The sequence below is a fragment of the Streptomyces sp. NPDC085944 genome, assembly GCF_040686295.1.
Classification (GTDB): domain Bacteria; phylum Actinomycetota; class Actinomycetes; order Streptomycetales; family Streptomycetaceae; genus Streptomyces; species Streptomyces salinarius.
The window spans coordinates 65,699-90,176 of record NZ_JBFBJX010000021.1; the positions used below are offsets into that span (position 1 = coordinate 65,699).

The window sequence follows — 24,478 nt, forward strand, 5'->3', positions numbered from 1 at the left end:
AGTGCTGTCAAGAGCCGTTTTTCGAGCATATTTCCGAGCAGTTTTCCCGACGAGTACGAGGACGAGGACAGACGTGCCTACCGGCAAGGTCAAGTGGTTCAACAGCGAGAAGGGCTTCGGCTTTCTCTCCCGTGACGACGGCGGTGACGTCTTCGTCCATTCCTCGGTCCTCCCCGCCGGAGTCGAGAGCCTGAAGCCGGGGCAGCGCGTCGAGTTCGGTGTCGTCGCCGGTCAGCGCGGTGACCAGGCGCTCTCGCTCGCCCTGCTCGACCCGGCCCCCTCGGTCGCGGCCGCACAGCGCAAGAAGCCGGACGAGCTGGCCTCCATCGTGCAGGACCTGACGACCCTCCTGGAGAACATCACGCCGATGCTGGAGCGCGGCCGCTACCCCGAGAAGACGGCGGGCAAGAAGATCGCCGGGCTGCTCCGCGCGGTCGCGGACCAGCTCGACGTCTGATCCCCGTCCCGTTACGGGAACGCCAGCGCGTCCGGGCCGAGGGCCGGTACCAGTCCCTCGGCCGCCGCGCGGGTCAGCAGGCCCCGGACCGCCGCGTAGCCGTCCTCGCCGAGGTCGGCGGTGAACTCGTTGACGTACAGCCCGATGTGCTGGTCGGCGACGGCCGGGTCCATCTCCTGCGCATGCTCCATGACGTACGGCCGGGACGCCTCGGGGTCGTCCCAGGCCGCTCGGACGGAGCCGCGGACGGCGTCGGCGAGGCGGTTCAGCGTCTGGGCGCCCAGCGAGCGCTTCGCGATGATCGCGCCGAGCGGGATCGGCAGCCCCGTCGTCCGCTCCCAGTGCTCGCCCATGTCGGCGAGCTTGTGCAGCCCGTAGTTCTGGTACGTGAAGCGCGCCTCGTGGATCACCAGGCCCGCGTCGACCTTCCCGTCCCGCACGGCCGGCATGATCTCGTGGAAGGGCATCACCACGATCTCGCCGACGCCGCCGGGCACCGTGTCCGCCGCCCACAGGCGGAACAGCAGGTAGGCCGTCGACGTCTCGCTGGGCACCGCGACCGTGCGGCCGCGCAGGTCGGCGTCCGCCTCCCGGGTCAGTACCAGCGGGCCGCAGCCCCGGCCGAGCGCGCCGCCGCAGGGCAGCAGGGCGTACTCGCCGAGGACATAGGGCAGCACGGCGTACGACACCTTCAGTACGTCGAACTCGCCGCGCTCGGCCATGCCGTTGGTGATGTCGATGTCCGCGAAGGTCACGTCGAGTGCGGGGGCGCCGGGGACGCGGCCGTGGGCGAGGGCGTCGAAGACGAAGGTGTCGTTCGGGCAGGGGGAGTATGCGATCTGCAGCGTGTCAGCGCTCATGCGGGTTCCAACTCCTGAGGACGGGGGCGAGCTTCCCGAAGGCGTCCGTCAGCGCCGCGAGGGCCTCGCCGATGCGCCAGGCGGCGCGGTCGCGGGGGCCCACCGGGTTGGAGACCGCGCGCAGTTCCAGCACCGGCACGCCGTGCGCGGCGGCGGCCTCGGCGACGCCGAAGCCCTCCATGGCCTCGGCCAGCGCGCCGGGGTGGCGCTCGCGCAGCAGCGTGGCGCGGGCCGCGGTGCCGGTGACGGTGGACCCGGTCAGGACGGTGCCGGGGCGGGCGCCGGTCGCGGCGGCGACGGCGGCGACGAGGCCGGCGGGCGGATGGTGGGTGACGGTGCCGAAGCCGAGGTCGGTGACCGGCAGGAAGCCGTCGGCGGTCTCGGCGCCCAGGTCGGCCGCGGTGATCGTGTCGGCGACGACGAGTGAGCCGACGGGCGCGAGCGGGGCGAAGCCGCCGCCGATGCCGGCCGAGACGACCAGGTCGTAGGGGCTGCCGTCGAGCGCGGCGGCGGTCAGGGCGGCGGCCGTGGAGGCGGCGGCGAGGGCCGGCCCGACCCCGGCGGCCAGCAGGTCCCAGCCGTCCGGCAGCCGGTGCAGGGCGATCCCGGGGCGGGACACCTCGGTGCCCGGCGCCGGGAACGCCCGAGCCACCGCGTCCCGTTCGACGGGGACCGCGGTGGCCACGAGGAGGTGCGGGGAGGACGTGGGCGGTCAGTCCTTCTTCAGCTCGAAGACCCACACGCCGGTGATCTTCTGGCTGTCGTCCTTGCCGTCCCGCACGGCGACGGCGACGTTCGTCGAGTCGCCCTGGGCGCCGTACTGCGCGTTGAAGAAGACGCTGCCGGGCACGGTGCGGTAGGTCTTGTCGCTGTCCTCGACCAGCTGCTGACCGTTCATCAGGATCGTCCAGTGCTTGTCCGCGATGTCCGGGTCGACACCGAAGCGCACGGTCTCGTCCTGGTCGACGGTGATGGACTTCGCGTCCTTGTCCTTCAGGCACTTGGTGATCTCGTCGGCCGAAAGGGTCTTGCCCTCTCCGCCGCAGGTGGCCTCGGAGCTGACCGAGTCACTGCCGACCGTGATCGTCGCGATCGGGGTCGGTTCGTCACAGGCGGACAGCAGGAGAAGTCCGGCGGACACGGCGCCTACGGCGGCGACGGCGCGGCGGCGTCGCACAACGCGGTGTCCGAGAGCGGCGGTGCCGCGGGGCAACGTGGTCATGGCGGAAGGCTATACGGCGCTCCTGCCCCGCTCCCCACCTGGGTACGGCGTGGCGTGGTCACGCCACCCTCGGCCGAGTCCTGCCCCCGTGCCGCGCCGAGTCGAGCAGCCCCCGTACGGTCGTCAGCCACCCGGCGGCGATGATCGCGGCGGCCACCGACAGGCCCAGCGTGCCGTTGAGCGGCAGCACGATGCCGACGGCGCCGCCGAGCACCCAGGAGACCTGGAGCAGCGTCTCCGAGCGGGCGAACGCCGACGTGCGCACCAGTTCCGGCACGTCCCGCTGGATCAGCGCGTCCAGCGACAGCTTGGCCAGCGCCTGCGCGAACCCGGCGACCGCGGCCAGGCAGGCCACCAGGACGGTGCTGAAGAACACCGCGGCCACCACCGCCGCGCCCACCACGATCGCGACCACCGTCACGATGATGATCTCCGGCGCGCGGGAGCGCAGCCACGCCCCGACCGCCGTGCCCAGCGCGTTGCCCGCGCCGGCCGCCACGCCCACGATCCCGAGCGACACCGCGGCGCTCTGCCCGGTCATCGGGTGCACCCGCAGCAGGAACGCCAGGAAGAAGATCAGGAAGCCGGTCAGGCAGCGGATGGCGGCGTTGGCGGCCAGCGCGTGCGTCACCGCCGGGCCCACCGTGCGCAGCCCGGGACGCTTGCCCCGCTTGCGCAGCGGCCCCGGGATGTGCCCCTCGTCCGCGGCGAGCAGCGCCCGGTCCTCGCCCCGCGCCGAGTCGACCTTGCGCGGCAGCGTGAACGACAGCACGGTGCCCGCCACGAAGATCAGGAAGGCGCCGTACAGCGGCCATCGCGGCCCCACCTGCTGGAGCCCGGCGCCGATCGGCGCCGCGACACCGGTGGCCAGCAGCCCGCTCAGCGTGACCCGTGAGTTCGCCTTCACCAGGGAGACCTTGGGCGGCAGCAGCCGCGGCACCACGGCGCTGCGGACCACGCCGTAGGCCTTCGAGGAGACCAGGACGCCCAGCGCGGCCGGGTACAGCTCGAGGCCGCCGGTGGCGACCGCGCCCGAGAGCACCAGCGCGAGCAGCGCCCGGGCGCCCATCGCGCACGCCATCGCTGCGCGGCGCCCGTGCGGCAGCCGGTCCAGGAGCGGGCCGATCACCGGCGCGAGGAGGGTGAACGGCGCCATGGTGATGGCGAGGTACAGCGCGACCCGCCCGCGCGCCTCGTCGGTGGGGACGGAGAAGAAGACGGTGGAGGCGAGCGCGACGGTGATCATCACGTCCCCGGCCCCGTTCACCCCGTGCAGCTCGATCAGCTTGCCGAGGCCCGACTCGCCCGCGCCGTGCGCGTGCGTGGCCCGGCGGATGCCGCGCGCGGTACCGGTCACCGGGAGGCGCAGCGCCCGGCCGAGCGCACGGAACCGGGCACCGGGGCCGCGCCCACGGCGCCCGCGCTTGAACTCCGTCCGTGCGGCTGCCACCCCGTCATAGTGCCCCGTCAGCGGCGGCTGTAGCGTCGATACGGCACGGATGGCGGTGATCGGGTCGGGTGACACCGGGGCCCGCGCCACGCGGGAACGCCGGGTCGTACCCCGCCGAAACTCCCGTCGGTGTAGGCCCAGCGCACATGAACAGGTAGCGTGCGTAGCGCGCCGTGGCGAACGTTCTCGGCCGCGCGCCGTACGGCCATCCCGCAGAATGGATGACGTAGGTGCGCCCGAGCGCGATCGGGCGCGGACGTCGACGCGGTCCACAGGTCCGCTCCGTCCGCCCCTCGCACACAGCGGCGCACTCGTGAGACGGCGTATGGAGAGAAGCGATACCTGTGAGCGCAGCGACAACGCGAAGCCGCACCCCCGACCGCCTGTGCGCCGAGGCCGTCGACCTCGCCCGGGGCGCAGCCGAGGAGGCCGCCGCCCCCGGCGTCGTCGGCGAGCACGAGGGGATGGTGTCGGAGGGCGACCGGGTCGTCACGCACTTCTTCGCCTGCATGGAGATGGGCTACCGGGGCTGGCGCTGGGCCGTGACGGTGGCCCGCGCCTCCCGCGCGAAGATCGTCACGGTGGACGAGGCGGTGCTGCTGCCCGGGCCCGACGCACTCCTCGCCCCCGAGTGGGTGCCGTGGAGCGAGCGGCTGCGCCCCGGCGACATGGGCCCCGGCGACCTGCTGCCCACCGACGCGGAGGATCTGCGCCTGGAGCCCGGCTGGACCGGCGAGGACGAGCCGCCGCCCAACTCGGCCGTCTCCCACGAGATGGCCGACCTGGTCGAGGCCGAGGACGCCGAGGTGACCGCCGGGCCGCCCGCCGAGCTGTCCGCCGTCCCGGCCCGCGGCACGATCTCCGCGGTCGCCGAGGAGCTGGGCCTGCGCCGCACCCGGGTGCTGTCCCGGTACGGGCTGCACGTCGCCGCCGACCGCTGGGAGGAGGGCTACGGCCCCAAGACCGCGATGGCCCAGGCGGCCCCCGCCTCCTGCGTCAGCTGCGGCTTCCTCGCCCGCATCGGCGGCTCGCTCGGGCAGGCCTTCGGGGTGTGCGCCAACGAGTTCTCCCCGGCTGACGGGCACGTGGTGTCGCTGGCCTACGGGTGCGGCGGGCACTCCGAGGCGGCGGTCATGCCGAAGCCGCCGCGGGTGGCTCCGCCGGTGATCGACGAGACGCGGGTGGATCCGTTCCCGCTGCGGCCGGCCGCGGATTCGGGGTCGGTGCCGGTGAGTGAGGACCAGGCCTCGGCGGAGCTGGGGCATTCGTAGGGGCGGGTGCGTTACGGGTGCGGGTGTGTGGGTGGCCGAGGTCCCTGGGGGCTGCGGCCCCAGACCCCTGTCGGCCTTGACGGCCTCGTCCTCAAACGCCGGACGGTCTGGATGTTGCCAGCCGGGGTCTGGAGCGCGTCGGTCTGGATGTTGCCGGTCGGGGTCTGGAGCGCGGCGGGCTGGATGTTGCCGGTCGGGGTCTGGAGCGCGGCGGGCTGGATGTTGCCGGTCGGGGTCTGGAGCGCGGCGGGCTGGATGTTGCCGGTCGGGGTTCGGAGCGCGGCGGTCTGGATGTTGCCGGTCGGGGTCTGGAGCGCGGCGGTCTGGATGTTGCCGGCCGGGGTCCGGAGCGCGGCGGGCTGGATGATGGCGGTCGGCGTCGCGCGTGTGCCGGCGGCCGGGGCGGTACCTTCGTGGTCCGTCGATGAGGAGAGTCACCGTGAGCATGTTCGTACGGCCTGCCGCCGAGGGTGCCGATCCGTTCGGTACGGCACGTCTGCGGCGCGGGGTGCTGGACGCCTGGGCGACGAGCCCGGCCCGGTTCCGTGAGGACGCCAACGCGGAGGAGGACCTCGTCCTCGGCGGCTACCGCGACCGGCTGGTCGTCGAACTCGCGCAGAACGCCGCCGACGCCGCCGCCCGGTCCGGCGTGCCCGGACGGCTCCGGCTGACCCTGCGCGACGGTGTCCTCGTCGCCGCCAACACCGGCGCCCCGCTCGACGCGACCGGCGTCGAGTCGCTGTCCACGCTGCGCGCCTCCGCCAAGCGGGATGCGGGGGACGGATCGGTAGGCCGGTTCGGGGTGGGCTTCGCCGCCGTCCTGGCCGTCACCGACGAGCCCGCCGTCGTCGGCCGGCACGGCGGCGTGCGCTGGTCCCTGGCCGAGGCCCGCGACCTGGCCGCCGACACCGCCCGGCACAGCCCCGGCCTGGGCGACGAGATCCGGCGGCGCGACGGGCACGTCCCGCTGCTGCGGCTGCCGTTCCCCGCCGAGGGCAGCGCCCCCGCCCCCTACGACACGGCCGTCATCCTGCCGCTGCGCGACACGGCCGCCGCCGACCTCGCCGAACGGCTCCTGCACGCCGTGGACGACGCCCTGCTCCTCGCCCTGCCGGGCCTGGAGGAGGTGGTGATCGAGGCCGGGGACGAGGTGCGCACCCTCTCCCGCCGGACCGAGGACGCCCTGACCGTGGTGGAGGACTCCGCCCACGGCGTCACCCGCTGGCGCACCGCCGCCGCGCACGGTCCGCTCACCCCCGATCTGCTCGCCGACCGGCCGGTCGAGGAGCGGCTGCGCCCCCACTGGTCCGTGACCTGGGCGGTGCCCGTCGACGCCGACGGCGCTCCCGAACGCCCCCGCACCAGCGCCGTGGTCCACGCGCCGACGCCCAGTGACGAGCCGCTCGGCGTGCCCGCCCTGCTCATCGCGTCCTTCCCGCTGGACGCCACCCGTCGGCACACCGCGCCGGGGCCGCTGACCGACTTCCTGACGGAACGGGCCGCCGACGCCTACGCCGGGCTGCTCGCCGACTGGCGGCCGGTCACCGCCGGCCTCATCGACCTGGTGCCCGGCGCGCTGGGCCGGGGCGAACTGGACGGCGCGCTGCGGCAGGCGATCCTCGACCGGCTGCCGCGTACGTCCTTCCTGCCGCCCGCCGCCCCCTCCGGGGGCGAGGACGCGGAGGACGACCTTCCCGAGTCGCTGCGGCCCCGCGACGCCGAGGTGGTGGAGGGTGCGGGCGCCGACACCGTGCGGGTGCTCGCCGAGGTGCTGCCGACCCTGCTGCCCGCCGGTCTGGAACGCCGCGCCGAACTGCGCACGCTGGGCGTGGCCCGGGTGCCGCTGACCGACGCCGTCGACCGGCTGGCGGGCCTGGAGAAGGCTCCCGGCTGGTGGTGGCGGCTCTACGACAGCCTCGCCGGGGTAGACCCCGACCGGCTGTCCGGGCTGCCGGTGCCGCTGGCCGACGGGCGTACGACCATCGGCCCCCGCCAGGTGCTGCTGCCGTCCCCGGAGGCCGCCTCCCTCGACCCCGAGGTCCTCACCCGGCTCGGCCTCAAGGTCGCCCACCCGGACGCCGCGCACCCGCTCCTGGAGAAGCTCGGCGCCCTCCCGGCCACCCCGCGTGCCGTGCTCACCACGCCGCAGGTGCGGGCCGCCGTCGCCGCCTCCCTGGACGACGAGGGCGGCACCAACTGGGAGGAGGACGCCCTCGACGCCGAGGAACTGGCCGACACCGTCCTCGGCCTGGTCCGCGACGCCGGACTCGACGCCGGGGACGAGCCCTGGCTGGGCGCGCTCGCGCTGCCCGACGAGGACGGCGAACTCTCCCCGGCGGGCGAACTCGTCTTCCCCGGCGGCCCGTTCGCCCGGGTCATGCGCGAGGACGAACTCGCCGCCGTGGACGCGGAACTGGCCGAGAAGTGGGGACCGGACCCGCTGGCCGCCTGCGGTGTCCTCGTCGCCTTCGCCCTGGTCCGCGCCACCGACGTCGTCCTCGACCCCGACGAACTGGAGCCCCGCGAAGGCGACTTCGCCGAGCCGGACGACGCGGGACTCCTCGACGCCGTGGACGTGTGGAGCGAGGACGTCCTCGACCGCTTCCCGGACAGCCCCGTCCCGCCGGTCGCCACCGAGATCGTCGCCGTGCGCGACCTCGACCTCGTGGACGACGACCACTGGCCCGAGGCTCTCGCTCTGCTGTCCCGGCCGCCGCTGCGCGACGCCCTCGTCCAGCCCGTCCGCGTCCTGCTGCACGACGGCACCCACGAGGTCGTACGGCCGTACACCGCGTGGTGGCTGCGCGGGCACCCGGTGCTCGGCGGCCGCCGCCCGGCAGGCCTGCGCGCCGCGGGCGGCGACCCGCTGCTGCGGGGCCTGTACGACGAGGCCGACGCGACCGGTTTCGAGGACGAGCAGGTACTGCGGGCGCTGGGCGTACGCACCTCGGTCGCCGCCCTCCTCGACGAACCCGGCGGCGCCGCCGAACTCCTGGACCGCCTCGCCGACCCCGACCGTCCGGTCACCGCCGCCCAACTGCACGCCCTGTACGGCGCGCTGGCCGACCTCGACCCGGAGCAGGTCACCCTGCCGGACGAGGTGCGGGCCGTGGTCGACGGCGCGGTGCGCGTGGTGGACGCCGCCGACGCCGTCGTGGTCGACTCGCCCGACCTGCTGCCCTTCACGTCCGGGATCCCGTTGCTGCCGGTCCGCCCGGCCCGGGCCGCCGAACTGGCCGAGCTGTTCCAGGTGCGCCGCCTGAGCGAGTCCGTCACCGGCCGCGTCGACTCCGAGGGCGCCGAGCACGGCGTACCGGAGCCGGTGCGGGTCCTGTTGGGGGCGCGGACCCCGGCGTCGTACGTGGAGCACGAGGAACTGGTCGTCGACGGCGTGGAGATCGACTGGCGCCTCACGGACGACGGCGTGCTGCACGCGGCGACCCTGGAGGGCGTGGCGGCCGGCCTCGCCTGGGCGGCGGGCCAGTGGCCCCGCCGCTTCGAGGTGGCGGCGCTGCTGGAGGACGAGTCGCGGACGGAGGAACTCGCCAGGGACCGCTGGTTCGACTAGGGGCTTGGCCGTTGCACGTGAACACTTGCCGTATCAGTGTCCTCGGCGCGCTCAGACGAGCGCGCCGAGGACACTGATGGCCGAAGTGTTCACGCTTTCCAGACGAACCTCACGCCGGGAAGCGCCGGTCCACCCACCGCCACACGAACTCCAGAACGGCCGCCCCGATCACCGCGATGCCGACAGCGCTCCACGGCATCGTCACCCCCACCAGCTTCAGCGCGAAGAAGTCCTGCAGCCACGGCACCGCGAGCACCACCACGAAGCCCAGCCCCATCGCCGCCACCAGCGCCACCCGCCACCACGTGTACGGCCGGGCGACGATCGCGAGCACCCACATCGAGACCAGGAACAGCGTCAGCGTCGCCGCGCTGGTCTCCGCGTCCAGCGCGCCAGGACCGGAGTAGTGCTGCCGGGCGACCAGGTACGTCACGAAGGTCGCCGCGCCGGCCACCACACCGCCCGGGATCGCGTACCGCATCACGCGCCGTACGAAGTGGGGCCTGGCCCGTTCCTTGTTCGGGGCGAGGGCCAGGAAGAAGGCGGGGACACCGATGGTGAGCGTGGACAGCAGCGTCAGATGCCTGGGCAGGAACGGATACTCGACCTGCGAGCAGACCACCAGGAGCGCGAGGAGCACCGAGTACACGGTCTTGACCAGGAACAGGGTCGCCACGCGCGTGATGTTGCCGATGACCCGGCGGCCCTCGGCCACCACCGACGGCAGCGTGGCGAAGCTGTTGTTGAGCAGCACGATCTGCGCGACGGCCCGGGTCGCCTCCGAGCCGGAGCCCATCGCCACGCCGATGTCGGCGTCCTTGAGCGCGAGGACGTCGTTGACGCCGTCGCCGGTCATCGCGACCGTGTGGCCGCGCGACTGGAGGGCGCCGACCATGTCGCGCTTCTGCTGCGGCGTGACGCGCCCGAACACCGTGCCCTCGTCCAGGGCCCCGGCCATCTCCTCGCGCTCGGCGGGCAGCCGGCGCGCGTCGACGGTGGACCCGGACAGCCCGAGCTTGGCGGCCACCGCGCCGACGGACACCGCGTTGTCGCCGGAGATGACCTTGGCGCGGACGTCCTGGTCGGCGAAGTAGCGCAGGGTGTCGGCGGCGTCCGGGCGCAACCGCTGCTCCAGGACGACCAGGGCGGTGGGCTCGGCCCCGTCGGCGACCTGGGGGTCGTCCAGAGCGCGGCCGGCGCGGGCCAGCAGCAGGACACGCAGGCCCTCCTCGTTGAGCCGGCCGGTCTCCGCGAGCGCCGGGTCGTCCTCGGCGAGCAGGACGTCCGGCGCGCCCAGCAGCCAGGTGCCGACGGAGCCGTCGCCCTCGTCGAACGTGGCGCCGCTGTACTTGCGTGCGGAGGAGAAGGGCAGCGACCCCGTGCACTGCCACGCACCGGCGGCGCCGTCGGCCGGACAGGCGTCGATGATCGCCTGCAGGGAGGCGTTGGGGCGCGGGTCGGAGGCGCCGAGGGAGCCGAGCACGGTGCGGACGTAACGCTCGTCTGCGCCGTCGAGCAGCCGCAGGTCGGTGACGTCCATGCCGCCCTCGGTGAGGGTGCCGGTCTTGTCCAGGCACACCGTGTCGACGCGGGCCAGGCCCTCGATGGCGGGCAGCTCCTGGACGAGGCACTGCTTGCGGCCCAGCCGGACGACGCCGATCGCGAAGGCGACGGAGGTGAGCAGGACCAGGCCCTCGGGGACCATCGGCACGATGCCGCCGACGGTGCGCGCGATCGAGTCGTCCAGCGCGTTGTCCTTGGCCAGCAGCTGGCTGAGGATCAGGCCGATCGCCGTCGGGACCATCATCCAGGTGACGTACTTGAGGATCGTGGAGATGCCGGAGCGCAGCTCGGACTGGACCAGCGTGAAGCGGGAGGCCTCCTCGGCGAGCTGGGCGGCGTACGCCTCGCGCCCGACCTTGGTGGCCCGGAAGGCGCCGCCGCCCGCGACCACGAAGCTGCCGGACATGACCTGGTCGCCGGGCTGCTTGACCACCGGGTCGGCCTCGCCGGTCAGCAGCGACTCGTCGATCTCCAGCCCGTCCGCCTCGACGCACACCCCGTCGACGACGGCCTTGTCGCCCGGGCCGATCTCGATGACGTCGTCCAGCACGATCTCGGACGTGGAGACCTCGGCGGGCCTCCCGTCCCGGCGCACCGTCGGGCGGGCCTCGCCGATCACGGCCAGCGCGTCGAGGGTCTTCTTCGCCCGCCACTCCTGGACGATGCCGATGCCGGTGTTGGCGAGGATCACGAACCCGAACAGGCTGTCCTGGATCGGCGCGACGAACAGCATGATCACCCAGAGCACGCCGATGATCGCGTTGAACCGGGTGAAGACGTTGGCGCGGACGATGTCGGTCAGGGAGCGGCTGCTGCGCACCGGTACGTCGTTGACCTGGCCGCGCGCGACCCGTTCGGCGACCCCGGCCGTCGTGAGTCCGGTCACGGGCGAGGGCGTGTCGGCGGGAGGCGAGGGGTGCGCGGGGTCGAGTCGGTCCGCGTCGAGATGCGTCATGCATCCGACGGTAAGTGCGGTTTTACGGCTTCACCCACCGAGTGCGGAGAAGATCCGACCTGGGTACGAGGCCTTCCGGCGCGGTGTGCCGCCCCGGTACTACCCGGGTACTAGGCGGTGGGCCGGTCGGCCTGTGTGCCGGGTGTGCCCGGTACGCCCCCGGTGCCCTCGGCGTCTCGCGCGGCGGCGTCCCGCTTGATCGCGGCGTCGCGCCCCCGGACGTACCAGATGCCGATCAGGCCGAGACCGGCCCCGGCCAGGCAGGTCCACACCCACCAGGTGTGTCCGTGGTCGTCGAACCAGCCGTAGAAGGGCAGCTGGACCAGGAAGAGGAGGAACCAGAGGACGGTGCCGCCGACAACGGTCGGAACCACGGGGCCCTCCAGGGGCTCCGGCGCCTCGTGCGTGGGTGTCCACTTCGTCATGCGTACAGCTTACGAGGCGGGTGCGAACGGGCTGACGGCGCGGCGCCACGCGGTGTGGGCGCGGGTCTACGCGCGGAGATAGCGATCTGCGGCTCATACGTTCATACTGAACCCGTTTGTCTCTGACCACTTTCATTCGTAGAAAACACCAAGAGGAACACCGACAAGGCCGTGGGGGAACCTGTTGGTGATGAGGTCCCCGCATGTCCACCTCGGCCACCGCCAAGGTCCCCCCGTCCCCCGAGCCGCCGGAGGACCGACGTCCCCCGCAGAACGGCCTCGACCGCTACTTCAAGATCTCCGAGCGCGGCAGCACCCTGCCCCGTGAGATCCGCGGCGGCTTCGCCACCTTCTTCGCGATGGCCTACATCATCGTGCTGAACCCGATCATCCTGGGCAGCGCGAAGGACATGTACGGCCACCAGCTCGACAACGGCCAGCTGGTCACCGCGACCGCCCTCACGGCGGCGTTCACGACCCTCCTGATGGGCGTCATCGGCAACGTCCCGATCGCGCTGGCCGCGGGGCTCGGCGTGAACTCGGTCGTCGCCCTCCAGCTCGCCCCGCGGATGTCCTGGCCGGACGCCATGGGCATGGTGGTGCTGGCCGGTTTCGTCGTCATGCTGCTGGTCGCCACCGGTCTGCGCGAGCGCGTGATGAACGCCGTGCCCTACAGCCTGCGCAAGGCCATCGCGATCGGCATCGGCCTCTTCATCATGATCATCGGACTGGTCGACTCCGGCTTCATCACCCGGATGCCGGACGCCGCCCGGACCACCGTCCCGATCCAGCTGGGCACCGGCGGTCACCTGCACGGCTGGCCGGTCCTGGTCTTCGTCCTCGGCGTGCTGCTGACCCTCGCGCTGATCGTCCGCAAGACCCCGGGTGCCATCCTCATCTCGATCGTCGTGATGACGGGCGTCGCGATGATCGTCAACGCGGTCACCGACATCCCCTCCTGGGGCCTGACCACCCCCGAGTGGCCCGGCAACCCGGTCGCCACGCCGGACTTCGGGCTGGTCGGCGAGGTCAGCCTGTTCGGCGGGTTCGAGAAGGTCGGCGTCCTGACCGGGGTGCTGTTCGTCTTCACCGTGCTGCTGTCGTGCTTCTTCGACGCGATGGGCACGATCATGGGCATCAGCGACGAGGCGAAGCTGACCGACGGCGAGGGTCAGATGCCGGGCATCAGCAAGGTCCTGTTCGTCGACGGCGTCGCGGTCGCCGCGGGCGGTGCCAGCTCCGCCTCGGCCACCACCTGCTTCGTGGAGTCCACGGCCGGCGTCGGCGAGGGTGCCCGCACGGGCTTCGCCAACATCGTCACCGGCGGGTTGTTCGCCCTGGCGCTGTTCCTCACGCCGGTCGCCACCATGGTCCCGTCGCAGGCGGCGACCCCCGCGCTGATCGCGGTCGGCTTCCTGATCCTGGCCGGTTCGATCCGGGAGATCGACTGGAGCGACTTCACGATCGCCATCCCGGCCTTCGTGACGATGCTGATGATGCCGTTCACCTACTCGATCACCAACGGCATCGGCATGGGCTTCATCACCTTCTCGGTGCTGCGCCTGGCGGCCGGACGGGGCCGCGACGTGCCGGTGGCGATGCACGTGGTGTCGGCGGTCTTCGCCTTCTACTACCTGATGCCGGCCCTGGGCCTGACGTGAGGCCCGCGGGGCTGCCTCAGGTGACCCCGTAGAACCGTTCCGTCTCCTCCACGGCGGACTGGAACCGCTCGTCGAAGTCATCCCGAATGAGCGTCCGGACGACATAGTCCTGGACGCTCATTCCCCTTTTGGCCGCATGGTCCCGGAGCCGGTCGAGCAGCTCCCCGTCTATCCGCAGGCTGAGCACGCTGGTCCCCATGAGCACGAGGGTCGCCCCGGGTCGCCGGGTGACGCTCCGATTTCCGGAAACGTCTCACTCGTACGGGTGAACTGTGGGTTTCAGTGGCGGGCGTCACGGGCACGCGGGCGCTGAGCGGTGGTATTTCGCTAGACTAATGAGTTAGGCTAAGGAACATGCCGGACCTCAAGCATGGCGACGACGCCGCCGCCGTGAACTCCCTGCGCTCCGCCGTGATGCGGTTGTCCCGTCGGCTCAAGCACCAGCGGGTCGACGAGTCGCTCAGCCCGACCGAGATGTCGGTGCTGGGCACCCTGTCCAACTGCGGCAGCGCGACCCCGGGCGAGCTGGCCCGCAAGGAACACGTCCAGCCGCCCTCGATGACCCGCATCGTGGCACTCCTCGAGGCCAAGGGCCTGGTCCGGCTGGAGCCGCACCCCGAGGACCGGCGCCAGAAGGTCGTGACGCAGACCGAGCAGGCCGTGGTGATGCTCGAGGAGAGCCGCCGCAAGCGCAACGCTTTCCTGGCCGCACTGGTCGAGGGACTCGACGAGGACGAGTGGGCGAAACTGCGCGCCGCCGCCCCCGTGCTGGAGAAGCTCGCCCACAAGTAAGCAGTTCTCGCGAGGAGGCGAACCCTTTTGAGTACGGGATCCGGAGCAGCTTCCGCCCCCGCACCCGACGGCCCCGACGATCCGACCACCCGCACTCCCGAAACCTCCCGGCCCCCGCGCAAGACGTCGATGTTCGCCTCCCTGAAGGTCAGGAACTACCGCCTGTTCTTCCTGGGCCAGGTCGTCTCCAACATCGGCACCTGGATGCAGCGCATCGCCCAGGACTGGCTCGTGCTCAGCCTCACCGGCTCCTCGGCGGCCGTCGGCATCACCACCGCCCTGCAGTTCCTGCCGATGCTGCTCTTCGGCCTCTACGGCGGCGTCCTCGTCGACCGCTGGCGCAAGCGGACCACGCTGCTGTTCACCCAGTCCGCGATGGCCCTGTCCGCGCTCGCCCTCGCCGTCCTCACCCTCAGCGGCCAGGTCCAGGTCTGGCACGTCTACCTCGCCGCCTTCGCGATGGGTCTGGCCACGGTGCTGGACAACCCGGCCCGCCAGACCTTCGTCTCCGAGCTGGTCGGCCGCGACCAGCTGCAGAACGCGGTCAGCATGAACTCGGCCAACTTCCAGTCCGCCCGCCTGGTCGGTCCCGCCGTCGCCGGTGTGATGATCACCGGGGTGGGCACCGGCTGGGCCTTCCTCGCCAACGGCCTGTCCTTCGTCGCGCCGCTCAGCTGCCTGCTGCTGATGCGCGCCCGCGAGCTGCACGTCGTGCGGCGCACCCCGCGCGGCAAGGGCCAGCTGCGCGAGGGCCTGCGCTACGTCGCCGGCCGCCCCGAGCTGATCTGGACCATCGTGCTGGTCGGGTTCATCGGCACCTTCGGCTTCAACTTCCCCGTCTTCCTGTCCGCCTTCGCCGACGACGTCTTCCACGCGGGCGCCGGGGCGTACAGCCTCTTCAACACCCTCATGGCCGTCGGCTCGCTGGCCGGCGCCCTGCTCGCCGCCCGCCGCGGCACCGCCCGGCTGCGTGTCCTGATCGCGGCGGCCCTCGGCTTCGGCGCTCTGGAGATCGTGGCCTCGGCGGCGCCCGAGCTGTGGCTCTTCGCGCTGCTGATGGTCCCGATCGGCGTCTTCAGCATGACGGTCAACGTCACCGCCAACACCAGCATCCAGATGTCCACCGACCCGGCCATGCGGGGCCGGGTGATGGCCCTGTACATGATGGTCTTCCTCGGCGGCTCCCCGATCGGCGCCCCGATCGTCGGCTGGGTCACCGACGCCTACGGCGCCCGGGCCGGCTTCGCCGCGGGCGGCGCGGTGGCGGCGAGCGCCGCACTCGTCATCGGCCTGGTCCTGGCCCGCGTCGGCAACCTGCGCCTGTCGGTGGGCTGGCACCGCGGCCACCCCCAGGTCCGCTTCGTACCGCGGGAGCGGCAGGAGGTGCTGGCGCCGGTGGCGTAGGGCGGGACGGGCTTCCGGTCAGGCCCGGGGGAAGTCGTCGGTCTTGAGGGTGAGGCCGACGACGGTCCCGGTCAGGTCGACGTCCTCGCCGAAGCCGAAGCTGACGGCCGCGTGGTACTCGCCGTCCTTGGGGTCAAGGACGGTCATCGTGGCGCTCCTGCCCGGCTGCCCCCGACGCGAGTGCAGCCGCGCAGTACCACGATACGCACGGTGACCAGGACACGCGCGGACGTACACGTGTTCCCCGGGGGAGACTGGCCGGCATGAGACTGTTCGCCGCCGTGCTGCCGCCCGAGGACGTCACCGCCTCCCTCGCCGCCGAGGTGGCGGTCCTGCGCGGGCTGCCCGGGGCGGACGGGCTGCGCTGGACCGGGCGTCCCGGGTGGCACCTCACGCTCGCCTTCTACGGCGAGGTCGACGACGACGCCGTACCCGACCTGTCGGCCCGGCTGGAGCGGGCGGCCCGCCGCACCGAGCCGTTCCAGCTGGCGCTGCGCGGCGGCGGTCGGTTCGGGCGCGGCCGGGCGCTGTGGGCCGGTGCGGAGGGCGACCTGGCGACCCTGCGGCTGCTGGCCGACCGCGCGGAGTCGGCGGGGCGCAGGGCGGGCGTCGAGATGGGCGAGCACCGGCGCTACCGGCCCCACCTGACGCTGGCCCGCAGCGGGCAGCCCTTCGACACCCGTCCCTACGTCGAGGCGCTGGCAGGCTTCACCGGACCCGCCTGGACGGTGACCGACCTGGCACTGGTCCGCAGCTTCCTGCCGGCCTCGGGCGTGCCGGGCGAGCAGCCCCGTTACGAGGCGGTCGCCCGCAGCCCGCTCGGCGCCTCCCGTTAGGCTCGGGGGCGTGGACCCGAAGACCCGTAACCGGATCATGGCCGGTGTGCTCGTGCTGATGCTCGTGGTGGTGGCGGTGGCGGCGGCCCTCGGCTGACCTGCCCGGGGCGGCCGCCCCGCTCACCCCACCGCTGCTCCGGCCGCGGCTACCAGGCGAAGGCCTCCGGAGCGGGACCGGGACCCGGGAAGACCTCGTCGAGCCCGGCCAGCAGCTCCCCCGACAGCTCCAGTTCCACGGCCCTGAGCGCCGACGCGAGCTGTTCGGCCGTGCGCGGACCCACGATCGGGCCGGTCACGCCGGGTCGGGTCAGCAGCCAGGCCAGTGCCGCCTCGCCGGGCTCCACCCCGTGCTTGTCGAGCAGGTCCTCGTACGCCTGGATCTGCGCCCGCTTCGCCGGGTCGGCCAGGGTGTCGGCCGCCCGCCCCGAGGCCCGGCGCCCGCCCTGGACCTCCTTCTTGATGACCCCGCCGAGCAGCCCGCCGTGCAGCGGCGACCACGGGATGACGCCGAGGCCGTACTCCTGCGCGGCCGGGATCACCTCCATCTCGGCGCGTCGCTCGGCCAGGTTGTACAGGCACTGCTCGCTGACCAGCCCGATGGTCCCGCCACGCCGGGCGGCGGTCTCGTTGGCCTGCGCGATCTTGTACCCGGGGAAGTTCGACGACCCGGCGTAGAGCACCTTGCCCTGCTGGACCAGGGTGTCGATCGCCTGCCAGATCTCGTCGAAGCCGGTGGCGCGGTCGATGTGGTGGAACTGGTACAGGTCGATGTGGTCGGTCCGGAGCCGCTTCAGGCTGGCGTCCACCGCCCGCCGGATGTTCACGGCGGACAGCTTGTCGTGGTTGGGCCACGCCTCGCCGTCGGAGCCCATGTTGCCGTACACCTTGGTGGCGATGACGGTCTTGTCGCGCCGGTCGCCGCCCTGGGCGAACCAGTTGCCGATGATCTCCTCGGTACGGCCCTTGTTCTCGCCCCAGCCGTACACGTTGGCGGTGTCGAAGAAGTTGATGCCGGCGTCCAGCGCCGCGTCCATGATCGCGTGACTGTCGGCCTCGTCGGTCTGCGGACCGAAGTTCATGGTGCCGAGGACGAGCCGGCTGACCTTGAGTCCCGTGCGTCCGAGCTGCGTGTACTTCATGGTCCCCAAGCCAACGACTTGGAGTGCGCTCCAGGCAAGCGGGGGCGGGCGGTCAGTCGCGGGGGAAGGCGTCGGTCCCGAGGGTGAGGCCGAGGACGGTGTCGGTGAGGTTCAGGTCCTCCCCGAAGGCGACCCTGGTCTCGGTCGTGTAGTCGCCGTCCTTGGGGTGCGTGAAGATGTGGCAGCGGCCCTGGTACGGGTCGGCGATCAGGTAGAGGGGGACCTCTGCGGCGGCGTAGGCGAGCTTCTTGGGGCCGTAGTCGTTGGCGGCGGTGCCTTTGGAGATGACCTCGGCCACGAACTCGACGTCCTGGTGGCGCCAGTGGCCCGTTTCGTCCTGCTCGGCCCCGTCGCGGAGCTTGGCCACGTCGGGGCAGAAAGCGTTCCCCGGTCCCGGGAAATCGATACGGACGTCCGAGAGGAGTTCGACGTCCATGCCGAAGCGGTCTTCGACGGCTCGTTCGATGCGGCGGATGATTTTGTGGTGGGTGCTGCGCTGCGGTGTCATGTGGACGTTGCCCCCGACGATCTCGACCCGGAATCCTTCGGGGACGGGCATCCGCTCCAGCCGCTCGAACCACTCGTCCAGGCGCTGGGTGTTGGCGTCGGCCATGTCGATCCTGTCGTCAACGACGGTCATCGTGGCACTCCTCCCCGGCTGTCCCACGGGCGGGAGCGGCCGCGCGGTACAACGATACGCACGGCGGCCGGGACACGGGAGGACGCGCATATGCCAGAGGTGCGGGGCTCCTACGAGGCGGCGCTGTACGGCCCGCCCTGCCCCCACTCCTCGTGCAGCGCCTCCGCGAACGCCTCCGCGATCCGGTGCTCGCCGCTCTCGTTGGGATGCGTGCCGTCGTAGGTGTCCGTGTGGAAGTCGTACGCCGGCGGGGGCGGGACGAACAGCAGTGGGGCGCCCGGGTCGTCGAGGTCGGCGGCGGTCTTCGCGAGGAGTTCGTTGAAGTGGGCGACCTGCTCGGCGAAGGTCTCGTCGGCGTCCACCCGGATGTTGTGCAGGACCGGCATCACGGCGATGCGGACGCGCGGGTTCGCCGAGCGGGCGGCGGCCACGAAGGCGCGGACGTTGGCGGCGGTCTGCTCGGCGTTGGTGTAGAAGCCGAGGTCTATCAGGCCCAGGGAGACCAGCAGCACGTCCGCGCGGCAGGAGCGCACCGTCTCGCCGATCAGCGGGGTCATGTGGTGCCAGCCCTCGCCCCAGCCGGCCAGGTGGGCGCGGGGGAAGTCCGGGTCGGCGTAGGAGTAGGACACGGGCTCGTCCGTGGACGGGTCGTGCAGTGTCTCGCGCGGGCCGACGAAGGTGAAGGGGCGGCCGTAGGAGTCGCGCAGGTGCTGCCACAGCCGGTAGCGCCACGTGTGTTCGCCGGCGCTCCCGATCGTCATGGAGTCACCGACGAACATGAACCTGAGCATCCGCTCATCATGGACGATCGGCCTGGTCGGCGCGATGTGAGCCCGACCACGCAGGGTGACCGGCGGGGCGGTCGCCGACGTGAACATCCGCACGGGATGGCAGGCTTGGCGCATGCGCCGACCCTTCGCCCTCCTCGCCTCGGCCCTTCTCGTGGGCGCCTTCGCCGTGCCCGCCTCGGCGGCGGACGGGCAGGGCGGGCCCGCCGGGAGCGACGGGTTCACGATCAAGGACCCGCGCATCACCGAGTCCAGCGGCCTCGCCGCCTCCCGTCAGCACCCCGGCATCTACTGGACGCACAACGACCAGGACACCGGCCCGTACCTCTACGCCGTGGACGGTGCCACCGGTGAGACCGTCGCCCGCGTCGCCCTGTCCGGCGTCGGCACGCCCCGCGACGTCGAGGCGATCGCCATCGGCCCCGGCAACAGGATCTTCGTGGGCGACATCGGCGACAACGACGGCGTGAGCTGGCCGTACGTGTGGATCTACGAGCTGCCCGAGCCGAAGGAGCTCAAGGACCAGACCGTCAGGGCGACGCAGTACGTGGTGAAGTACACGGACGGTTCCCGCGACGCCGAGTCGCTGGTGGTCCACCCGAAGACGGGGCGGGTCTACATCATCGACAAGAACGAGGACGGCGGGCACCTGTACGAGGGTCCGGCGAAGCTGTCGTCCTCCGGCACCAACGTCTTCGAGCCCACCGTCCCCGTGGACCTCTGGGCGACGGACGCCGCGTTCTCCCCCGACGGGGAGCAGCTCGCCGTGCGCGGCTACCTCGGGGGCATCTGGTACGACTGGAACGGCGGGAGGATCCAGCGCACGGGGCGGATCAGCGTGCCCCTGGGACAGGGCGAGTCCGCCACCTACACGACCGACGGCAGGAAGCTGCTGCTCGGGATGGAGGGCGTGAACAGCCCCGTGAAGGCCGAGGACGTGCCGGGGCGCGACGGCGGCGACTCGGGCGGCGGATCGGGTTCCGGGTCGCATGCCCCGGGTGCGGACTCCGACGGCTCGGGCGGGGACACGCTCAAGGTCGGCGCGGTCGGGCTGCTGGTCGTGCTCGCCGCCCTGTTCGGCCTACGCCGGATCTTCCGGCGCCGCTGAGCCGCTCGCCGGGGCCGGGTGGTCCGCGGCCGGGGCGCTCGCGGCGGGGTCGTCCGCGGTCGGCTTGGCCGCGGCGGGGTCTTCCGTCGCCGCCCGGCGCGAGGCCACCAGCACCTCCAGGCCGTCCAGGATGCGCTGGAGCCCGAACTCGAAGTGGTCGAAGCCGGTGCCGAAGGCGTCCTCGGAGAGGGAGGACAGCACGGGGTAGCGTCCGCTGCTCATGGCCTTCACCAGCACCGGTTCCTGGGCCCGCCAGAACTCCGCGTCCGTCAGCCCGGAGCTGCGCTCGGCCTGGGGCGAGCAGCACGCGCTGCTGATGGCGGGCGTGTGGCCGGTGGTCCTCACGGCGGTCTTCCTGCCGCTGGCGGTACGGAGGTTCCAGCGGCTGAGCCGGTAGGGCCGTGGCGGGACGACCGGGAGTGGAGCCGGGGGTGGAGTTCGCCGGAGCGGTGGATCTCCACCCCCGGCTCCACCCACGGGTCCAGGTGTCGCGGGCCTGGTCGGAGGAGCCTTGAGGGCATGACACCGACTGAGTGGATCACCGACATCGCCCTCGTTCTGATCGTCTTCCGCCAGCTGCGGGAGGCCCGGCTCGACCGCCGGACCTTCCTGATCCCGCTGGGGATCGTGGCCGTCGTGGCGTACTCGTACCTGGACTCCGTCCCGACCGAAGGCAACGACCTCGTACTGACCGCGGTCCTGGCGGGCGTGGGCGCGGCGCTCGGCATCGCGGGCGGCGTCTGCACCCGGATCAGGGCGCTCGACGGGCACCTCCTGATCAAGGCCGGCGCCGTGTCGGCGATCCTGTGGGTGCTGGGCATGGGCGCCCGCATGGGCTTCCAGGTGTGGGTCGCGCACGGCGGCGGCGCCGACGACGTCGCCCGGTTCAGCATCGCCCACCACATCACGAGCGACCAGGCCTGGGTGGCCGCCTTCGTACTGATGGCGGTCACCGAGGTGGTCACCCGGGTGGCGACGATCTACCTGCGCAGCCGAGCCCACGCCCGGGCCCTGTCCGTCTCCGCCCCCGCAGCCCACGCGGTGCCCGTCCTGGACCGTACGGTCTGACCGTGCGCTATGTTCTGCCGGTGTCCGCCACCGAGAGCACCCCGCCCCCGACCCCGGGGGCGGACCCGCGTCCGACACCGTCCAGCGGGCGGGTACCCGGCCAGGACCCGCGGGTGCAGTGGGGTCTGAGCCTCGCGGTCGTCGTCGTAGGAGCGCTGACGATCCGGCCCGTGGGGTTCAGCGGCCAGGGACTGGCGGTCAGCCTCCTCTTCGTGCTCAACTCCGCGGCGCTGCTCGCCCGGGCCGTGCCCGAGCACCGCATCCCCCCGCGCCTGGTGCCCGGCTGGCTCACCCTCGGCGTCGTCGCGGCGGCCGCCCTGATCGGCGTCAGCGGCAGCGGTATGAGCTACCTCTTCGCCTACTTCCTCGCCGGCCACATCGGTTACCGGCTCGAACCCCGGCGGGCCCTCGCCCTCGCGGCGGCGTGCTCCCTGCTCTGCGCCGGTGTCCTGTACTTCCACCTGGGGCCGGGCGACCCGGACCTGCCCTGGACGCTCGGCCTCTCCACCGGCGTCCCGGTCGTGGTGGGCATCCTCAACCGCACCCAGCGCCGGGCCGTACGGTCGGCGCTCTCGGCCGCCGAGTCGGCGGAACGCGCGGCCCGTGCGGAGGCCCGGACCGCCGTCCTCACCGAGCGCGCCCGCATCGCCCGGGACGTGCACGACGTGCTGGCCCACTCCCTGGCCGGGATCAACATGCAGTTGGAGCTCGCCGACGCCCTGCTCGACACCGGGGACCTGGCGAGGGTCCGGGAGGCCACCGGCAAGGCGCACGGCCTGGTCAAGGAGAGCCTGAAGCAGGCGCAGTGGACCGTGCACGCGCTGCGCGAGGACGCGTTGCCGCTGGTGGAGAGCCTGACCGCGATGGTCGAGTCGTCGGGTCACCGCGACGCCCTCACGGTCACCGGGACCGTCCGCGAGGCGCCGCCCCGGGTGACCCAGAACCTCCTGAGGATCGCCCAGGAGGCCCTGACCAACGCGGCCCGGCACGCTCCCGGCGGAAAGATCTGGGTGGAGCTGACGTTCGCCGCCGCATCGATCACACTGAGGATCCGCAACGGGCCCGCCACCCGTGCGGTGACCCCGGGCGCCGGCAGCGGGATGGGGCTGATCGGCATGCGCGAGCGCGCGGCCCTGCTGGGCGGGAGCGTCGGCGCGGGGCCGGTCACCGAGGGTCGGGACCAGGGCGGCTGGCAGGTGGAGGCAGTGATTCCGGGATGAGCGGGACGAGTGAACGGGCCGGGGGGCCCGTGCAGTTGAAGGTGGTCGTCGCCGACGACCAGGCCGCCGTGCGGGAGCCGCTCGCCGCGGTGCTCGGACTGGCCGAGGACATCGACGTGGTCGCGGCGGCCGCGGACGGCGGCGAGGTACTGGCGGCGGTGGCCGCGGGCCCCGTCGACGTGGTGCTGATGGACCTGCGCATGCCCGTGATGGACGGCATCGAGACCACTCGCCGCCTCACCGAGGACCACCCCGAGGTGGCGGTGGTCGTCCTGACCACCTTCGCCGACGACGAGTCGATCCTGGGCGCGCTCGGCGCGGGAGCCCGCGGCTACCTGACCAAGAACGCGGGGCGCCAGGACATCACGCGGGCGATCCGGGCCGCGGGCGCCGGCCAGTCCGTACTCGACCGGGAGGTCCAGGACCGCCTGCTCGCCACGGCCAGGGCGCAGGCGGCGCCCGCCGCCCAGGGCGAGGCGGCCGGGCAGCCCCTGCCGGACGACCTCACACCCCGCGAACGCGAGGTCCTCGCGCTGATCGGCCAGGGACTGTCCAACCGGGGCATCGCCGAGCAGCTCTTCATCAGCGAGGCCACGGTCAAGACCCACATCAACAACCTGTTCGCCAAGGCCCACATCCGCGACCGCGCCGACGCGGTCCGGCGCGCCATCGGGGCGGGGCTGGCCTAGGGAGCGCCGGGCGGCATGCGGGCCCCGAAAGCCCCCTGAGCCGAGGTCCGGCGGTGGGCGACCGCCTTGAAGAAGGTGTAGCAGAACACCCCGTCGGGTTCGGCCGTGCGCCGCAGGGCGGCGATGCCCGCGTCGAAGGTCCGCGCGTCGATCAGCCCCGCCGCGACGGCGGGCTCCCGGACCCCCGAGATCATCGCGGTGAAGGTGCGTCTGGTGAAGCTCTCGGCCAACTCCGGCCGGCTGCCGTCGACGTAGACGGTGCGCGGGCTGACGGCGATGTCCGACCAGTCCGCCTCGTGCAGCAGGGGAAAGAGCCGCCGGCCGATGAGGGCGTCACCGCCGGCGTGCCGCTGCAGCGTCACCTGGCACGCTACGGCCGCGCGCGCCGCTTCGTCGTCCGGGTGGAAATAGGCCGAGCCGTGGTCGCCCTCGATCACGGTGATCGTCCCGCCGTGCCGCACGAGGCGCCGCAGCCGTCGTAGCGCGTCGACCGGAGCGGGCAGGTGCTCCAGCAGGAAGCACACGAAGACATGGTCGAAGGAGGCCTCGGCGAACCCGCCCTCCCGTTCGGGGAGCGCGAAGACGTCCTTCTCGACGAACTCGACGTTCGTGAGCCCCGCGGCAGCGACGCGCCCCGAGGCCGACTTCAGCGAGTCGGTGGCGATGTCGGCCGACACGAAGTGCGTGTGCGGGCTGCGCGAGGCCAGGGCGGTGGTCTGCGCCCCCACGCCGCATCCCATCTCCAGGACCCGCTGGCCCGGTTGGAACCGGGTGTCGCCGTGCAGCAGCTCGACCAGGGCGCCCGCCTGGTCCGCGAGCCGCGTGCTCTCCTCGGGCCGGTAGCCGTGCACGTACTGCTCGAACATGGTCATGGTCTCGATCACCTTCATCAGCTGGTCCGGTCCCGCACTCCCGAGCGCGGCCACGAGTCGGTCGCGCAGTCGGCTTCGCCGCCCGAGGTCCTCCTCGACGTCGTCGAGGTGCGCGCGCAGCGTCGCCGCCGGGTCCGGATCCTCGCGGTCCAGCAAGGCGGCGACCTGCCGAAGCCCCAGGCCGGTCCGGCGCAGGGCCAACGCCCGGTAGAGACGCGTGACGTGCGCGGGGCCGTAACTGCGGTGACCGCTCGGCCTGCGCTCGGGAGACACCACTCCCAACGCGTCCCAGTGCCGCAACACCCGCACCGACACCCCGGACGCGTGCGCCAGTTCGCCCACCGTCCACCACGTCCCGTCGTCCACGACGGAAACGCTAGGCCCTCACACGGTGTCAGCTTCAAGTGCGGTCGCCAAAGTGCCCGCCGAGGTCGAGGAAGGGCGCGCACCGAGGTGCGGAAGGGCGCCCGGCGGATCGTCCGCCGGGCGC

The 24,478-nt window shown here is 72.8% G+C and carries 23 protein-coding genes and 2 pseudogenes; 12 read left to right on the forward strand and 13 right to left on the reverse strand.

Annotation, left to right across the window (positions count from 1 at the left end):
- Positions 1-73: 73 nt before the first annotated feature.
- Positions 74-457 (forward strand): cold-shock protein, encoded by a 384-nt coding sequence (locus AB0P07_RS31590; protein WP_003974650.1) that lies wholly within the window; start codon positions 74-76, stop codon positions 455-457.
- A gap of 11 nt (positions 458-468) precedes the next feature.
- Here AB0P07_RS31590 and AB0P07_RS31595 read toward each other — a convergent pair whose 3' ends face one another.
- The 4 genes from AB0P07_RS31595 to AB0P07_RS31610 are packed head-to-tail and all read right to left on the reverse strand — an operon-like array spanning position 469 to position 3,989.
- Entirely contained in the window at positions 469-1,317 is an 849-nt protein-coding gene (locus AB0P07_RS31595; RefSeq protein WP_365556574.1) for a 1,4-dihydroxy-6-naphthoate synthase, read from the reverse strand.
- Complete coding sequence (locus AB0P07_RS31600; RefSeq protein WP_365556576.1) at positions 1,307-2,002, reverse strand: futalosine hydrolase; 696 nt, start codon at positions 2,000-2,002, stop codon at positions 1,307-1,309. Before AB0P07_RS31600 ends, AB0P07_RS31595 begins: the two co-directional genes overlap by 11 nt.
- 27 nt (positions 2,003-2,029) lie before the next feature.
- Positions 2,030-2,539, reverse strand: coding sequence for a DUF2771 domain-containing protein (locus tag AB0P07_RS31605; RefSeq protein ID WP_365556578.1), 510 nt, complete (start codon positions 2,537-2,539; stop codon positions 2,030-2,032).
- 58 nt (positions 2,540-2,597) lie between these two features.
- On the reverse strand, positions 2,598-3,989 hold the full coding sequence (locus AB0P07_RS31610) for an MFS transporter (RefSeq protein WP_365556579.1): 1,392 nt from the start codon (positions 3,987-3,989) through the stop codon (positions 2,598-2,600).
- 344 nt (positions 3,990-4,333) lie between these two features.
- Here AB0P07_RS31610 and AB0P07_RS31615 point away from each other — a divergent pair, with 344 nt between their 5' ends.
- Complete coding sequence (locus AB0P07_RS31615) at positions 4,334-5,260, forward strand: DUF3027 domain-containing protein (protein ID WP_365556581.1); 927 nt, start codon at positions 4,334-4,336, stop codon at positions 5,258-5,260.
- A 439-nt stretch (positions 5,261-5,699) separates the two neighbouring features.
- The gene (locus AB0P07_RS31620; protein ID WP_365556583.1) at positions 5,700-8,828 is read left to right on the forward strand and encodes a molecular chaperone Hsp90; all 3,129 of its coding nucleotides are present in this window, start codon (positions 5,700-5,702) and stop codon (positions 8,826-8,828) included.
- Positions 8,829-8,937: 109 nt separating this feature from the next.
- Here the strand turns inward: AB0P07_RS31620 and AB0P07_RS31625 are convergent, their stop codons facing one another.
- Together AB0P07_RS31625 and AB0P07_RS31630 are read right to left on the reverse strand one after the other, a co-directional pair.
- Positions 8,938-11,346, reverse strand: coding sequence for a cation-translocating P-type ATPase (locus tag AB0P07_RS31625; RefSeq protein WP_365556584.1), 2,409 nt, complete (start codon positions 11,344-11,346; stop codon positions 8,938-8,940).
- A gap of 110 nt (positions 11,347-11,456) precedes the next feature.
- Entirely contained in the window at positions 11,457-11,771 is a 315-nt protein-coding gene (locus tag AB0P07_RS31630; RefSeq protein WP_365556585.1) for a DUF2530 domain-containing protein, read from the reverse strand.
- Positions 11,772-11,974: 203 nt separating this feature from the next.
- Between AB0P07_RS31630 and AB0P07_RS31635 the strand changes: the two genes are divergently transcribed.
- A complete protein-coding gene (locus AB0P07_RS31635) occupies positions 11,975-13,432 on the forward strand; it encodes an NCS2 family permease (RefSeq protein ID WP_365556587.1) in 1,458 nt (485 codons plus the stop codon).
- A gap of 16 nt (positions 13,433-13,448) precedes the next feature.
- Here AB0P07_RS31635 and AB0P07_RS31640 read toward each other — a convergent pair whose 3' ends face one another.
- Complete coding sequence (locus tag AB0P07_RS31640; RefSeq protein ID WP_061447031.1) at positions 13,449-13,637, reverse strand: hypothetical protein; 189 nt, start codon at positions 13,635-13,637, stop codon at positions 13,449-13,451.
- Between the two features lie 149 nt (positions 13,638-13,786).
- On the opposite strand from AB0P07_RS31640, the gene AB0P07_RS31645 reads away from it, so the two are divergent.
- Positions 13,787-14,224, forward strand: a complete 438-nt coding sequence (locus AB0P07_RS31645) for a MarR family transcriptional regulator (protein ID WP_365556589.1) — start codon at positions 13,787-13,789, stop codon at positions 14,222-14,224.
- Positions 14,225-14,251: 27 nt separating this feature from the next.
- Complete coding sequence (locus tag AB0P07_RS31650) at positions 14,252-15,628, forward strand: MFS transporter (protein WP_365556590.1); 1,377 nt, start codon at positions 14,252-14,254, stop codon at positions 15,626-15,628.
- 18 nt (positions 15,629-15,646) lie between these two features.
- Here AB0P07_RS31650 and AB0P07_RS31655 read toward each other — a convergent pair whose 3' ends face one another.
- Positions 15,647-15,775, reverse strand: a complete 129-nt coding sequence (locus AB0P07_RS31655) for a hypothetical protein (protein WP_365556592.1) — start codon at positions 15,773-15,775, stop codon at positions 15,647-15,649.
- A gap of 116 nt (positions 15,776-15,891) precedes the next feature.
- On the opposite strand from AB0P07_RS31655, the gene thpR reads away from it, so the two are divergent.
- Entirely contained in the window at positions 15,892-16,464 is a 573-nt protein-coding gene (gene thpR, locus AB0P07_RS31660) for an RNA 2',3'-cyclic phosphodiesterase (protein WP_365556594.1), read from the forward strand.
- A 146-nt stretch (positions 16,465-16,610) separates the two neighbouring features.
- Here the strand turns inward: thpR and AB0P07_RS31665 are convergent, their stop codons facing one another.
- The 3 genes from AB0P07_RS31665 to AB0P07_RS31675 form a co-directional block, all read right to left on the reverse strand.
- Positions 16,611-17,603, reverse strand: a complete 993-nt coding sequence (locus AB0P07_RS31665; RefSeq protein WP_365556596.1) for an aldo/keto reductase — start codon at positions 17,601-17,603, stop codon at positions 16,611-16,613.
- Between the two features lie 52 nt (positions 17,604-17,655).
- Positions 17,656-18,243, reverse strand: coding sequence for a Uma2 family endonuclease (locus AB0P07_RS31670; RefSeq protein WP_365556597.1), 588 nt, complete (start codon positions 18,241-18,243; stop codon positions 17,656-17,658).
- Positions 18,244-18,353: 110 nt separating this feature from the next.
- Positions 18,354-19,034, reverse strand: a complete 681-nt coding sequence (locus AB0P07_RS31675) for an SGNH/GDSL hydrolase family protein (RefSeq protein ID WP_365556599.1) — start codon at positions 19,032-19,034, stop codon at positions 18,354-18,356.
- Between the two features lie 112 nt (positions 19,035-19,146).
- On the opposite strand from AB0P07_RS31675, the gene AB0P07_RS31680 reads away from it, so the two are divergent.
- Positions 19,147-20,139 (forward strand): WD40 repeat domain-containing protein, encoded by a 993-nt coding sequence (locus AB0P07_RS31680; RefSeq protein WP_365556601.1) that lies wholly within the window; start codon positions 19,147-19,149, stop codon positions 20,137-20,139.
- On the opposite strand, the pseudogene AB0P07_RS31685 reads toward AB0P07_RS31680, so the two are convergent.
- Positions 20,113-20,433 (reverse strand): annotated as a pseudogene (locus AB0P07_RS31685) (TetR/AcrR family transcriptional regulator C-terminal domain-containing protein); the annotation flags it as partial. The gene AB0P07_RS31680 and the pseudogene AB0P07_RS31685 sit on opposite strands and share 27 nt — an antisense overlap.
- Here AB0P07_RS31685 and AB0P07_RS31690 point away from each other — a divergent pair.
- The 4 genes and pseudogenes from AB0P07_RS31690 to AB0P07_RS31705 all read left to right on the forward strand — a co-directional run.
- Positions 20,429-20,536 (forward strand): annotated as a pseudogene (locus tag AB0P07_RS31690) (ABC transporter permease); the annotation flags it as partial. The pseudogenes AB0P07_RS31685 and AB0P07_RS31690 sit on opposite strands and share 5 nt — an antisense overlap.
- A 122-nt stretch (positions 20,537-20,658) precedes the next feature.
- The gene (locus tag AB0P07_RS31695) at positions 20,659-21,207 is read left to right on the forward strand and encodes a hypothetical protein (RefSeq protein WP_365556602.1); all 549 of its coding nucleotides are present in this window, start codon (positions 20,659-20,661) and stop codon (positions 21,205-21,207) included.
- 2 nt (positions 21,208-21,209) lie between these two features.
- A complete protein-coding gene (locus AB0P07_RS31700) occupies positions 21,210-22,427 on the forward strand; it encodes a histidine kinase (protein ID WP_365556603.1) in 1,218 nt (405 codons plus the stop codon).
- A complete protein-coding gene (locus AB0P07_RS31705; RefSeq protein ID WP_365556605.1) occupies positions 22,424-23,116 on the forward strand; it encodes a response regulator transcription factor in 693 nt (230 codons plus the stop codon). The genes AB0P07_RS31700 and AB0P07_RS31705 overlap by 4 nt, the downstream gene beginning before the upstream one ends.
- Here the strand turns inward: AB0P07_RS31705 and AB0P07_RS31710 are convergent.
- Positions 23,113-24,354 carry a methyltransferase domain-containing protein gene (locus AB0P07_RS31710; RefSeq protein WP_365556607.1) on the reverse strand — a complete coding sequence of 414 codons (1,242 nt, stop codon included), beginning with the start codon at positions 24,352-24,354 and terminating at the stop codon, positions 23,113-23,115. The genes AB0P07_RS31705 and AB0P07_RS31710 overlap by 4 nt on opposite strands.
- Positions 24,355-24,478 lie beyond the last annotated feature (124 nt).

Excerpts from the sequence above, each read along its gene's own strand:
- AB0P07_RS31595 (WP_365556574.1), bottom strand. The coding sequence starts at position 1,317 with ATGAGCGCTGACACGCTGCAGATCGCATACTCCCCCTGCCCGAACGAC.
- AB0P07_RS31605 (WP_365556578.1), bottom strand. The coding sequence starts at position 2,539 with ATGACCACGTTGCCCCGCGGCACCGCCGCTCTCGGACACCGCGTTGTG.
- AB0P07_RS31625 (WP_365556584.1), bottom strand. The coding sequence starts at position 11,346 with ATGACGCATCTCGACGCGGACCGACTCGACCCCGCGCACCCCTCGCCT.
- AB0P07_RS31630 (WP_365556585.1), bottom strand. The coding sequence starts at position 11,771 with ATGACGAAGTGGACACCCACGCACGAGGCGCCGGAGCCCCTGGAGGGC.
- AB0P07_RS31635 (WP_365556587.1), top strand. The coding sequence starts at position 11,975 with ATGTCCACCTCGGCCACCGCCAAGGTCCCCCCGTCCCCCGAGCCGCCG.
- AB0P07_RS31645 (WP_365556589.1), top strand. The coding sequence starts at position 13,787 with ATGCCGGACCTCAAGCATGGCGACGACGCCGCCGCCGTGAACTCCCTG.
- AB0P07_RS31655 (WP_365556592.1), bottom strand. The coding sequence starts at position 15,775 with ATGACCGTCCTTGACCCCAAGGACGGCGAGTACCACGCGGCCGTCAGC.
- thpR (WP_365556594.1), top strand. The coding sequence starts at position 15,892 with ATGAGACTGTTCGCCGCCGTGCTGCCGCCCGAGGACGTCACCGCCTCC.
- AB0P07_RS31665 (WP_365556596.1), bottom strand. The coding sequence starts at position 17,603 with ATGAAGTACACGCAGCTCGGACGCACGGGACTCAAGGTCAGCCGGCTC.
- AB0P07_RS31670 (WP_365556597.1), bottom strand. The coding sequence starts at position 18,243 with ATGACCGTCGTTGACGACAGGATCGACATGGCCGACGCCAACACCCAG.
- AB0P07_RS31675 (WP_365556599.1), bottom strand. The coding sequence starts at position 19,034 with ATGCTCAGGTTCATGTTCGTCGGTGACTCCATGACGATCGGGAGCGCC.
- AB0P07_RS31680 (WP_365556601.1), top strand. The coding sequence starts at position 19,147 with ATGCGCCGACCCTTCGCCCTCCTCGCCTCGGCCCTTCTCGTGGGCGCC.
- AB0P07_RS31695 (WP_365556602.1), top strand. The coding sequence starts at position 20,659 with ATGACACCGACTGAGTGGATCACCGACATCGCCCTCGTTCTGATCGTC.
- AB0P07_RS31705 (WP_365556605.1), top strand. The coding sequence starts at position 22,424 with ATGAGCGGGACGAGTGAACGGGCCGGGGGGCCCGTGCAGTTGAAGGTG.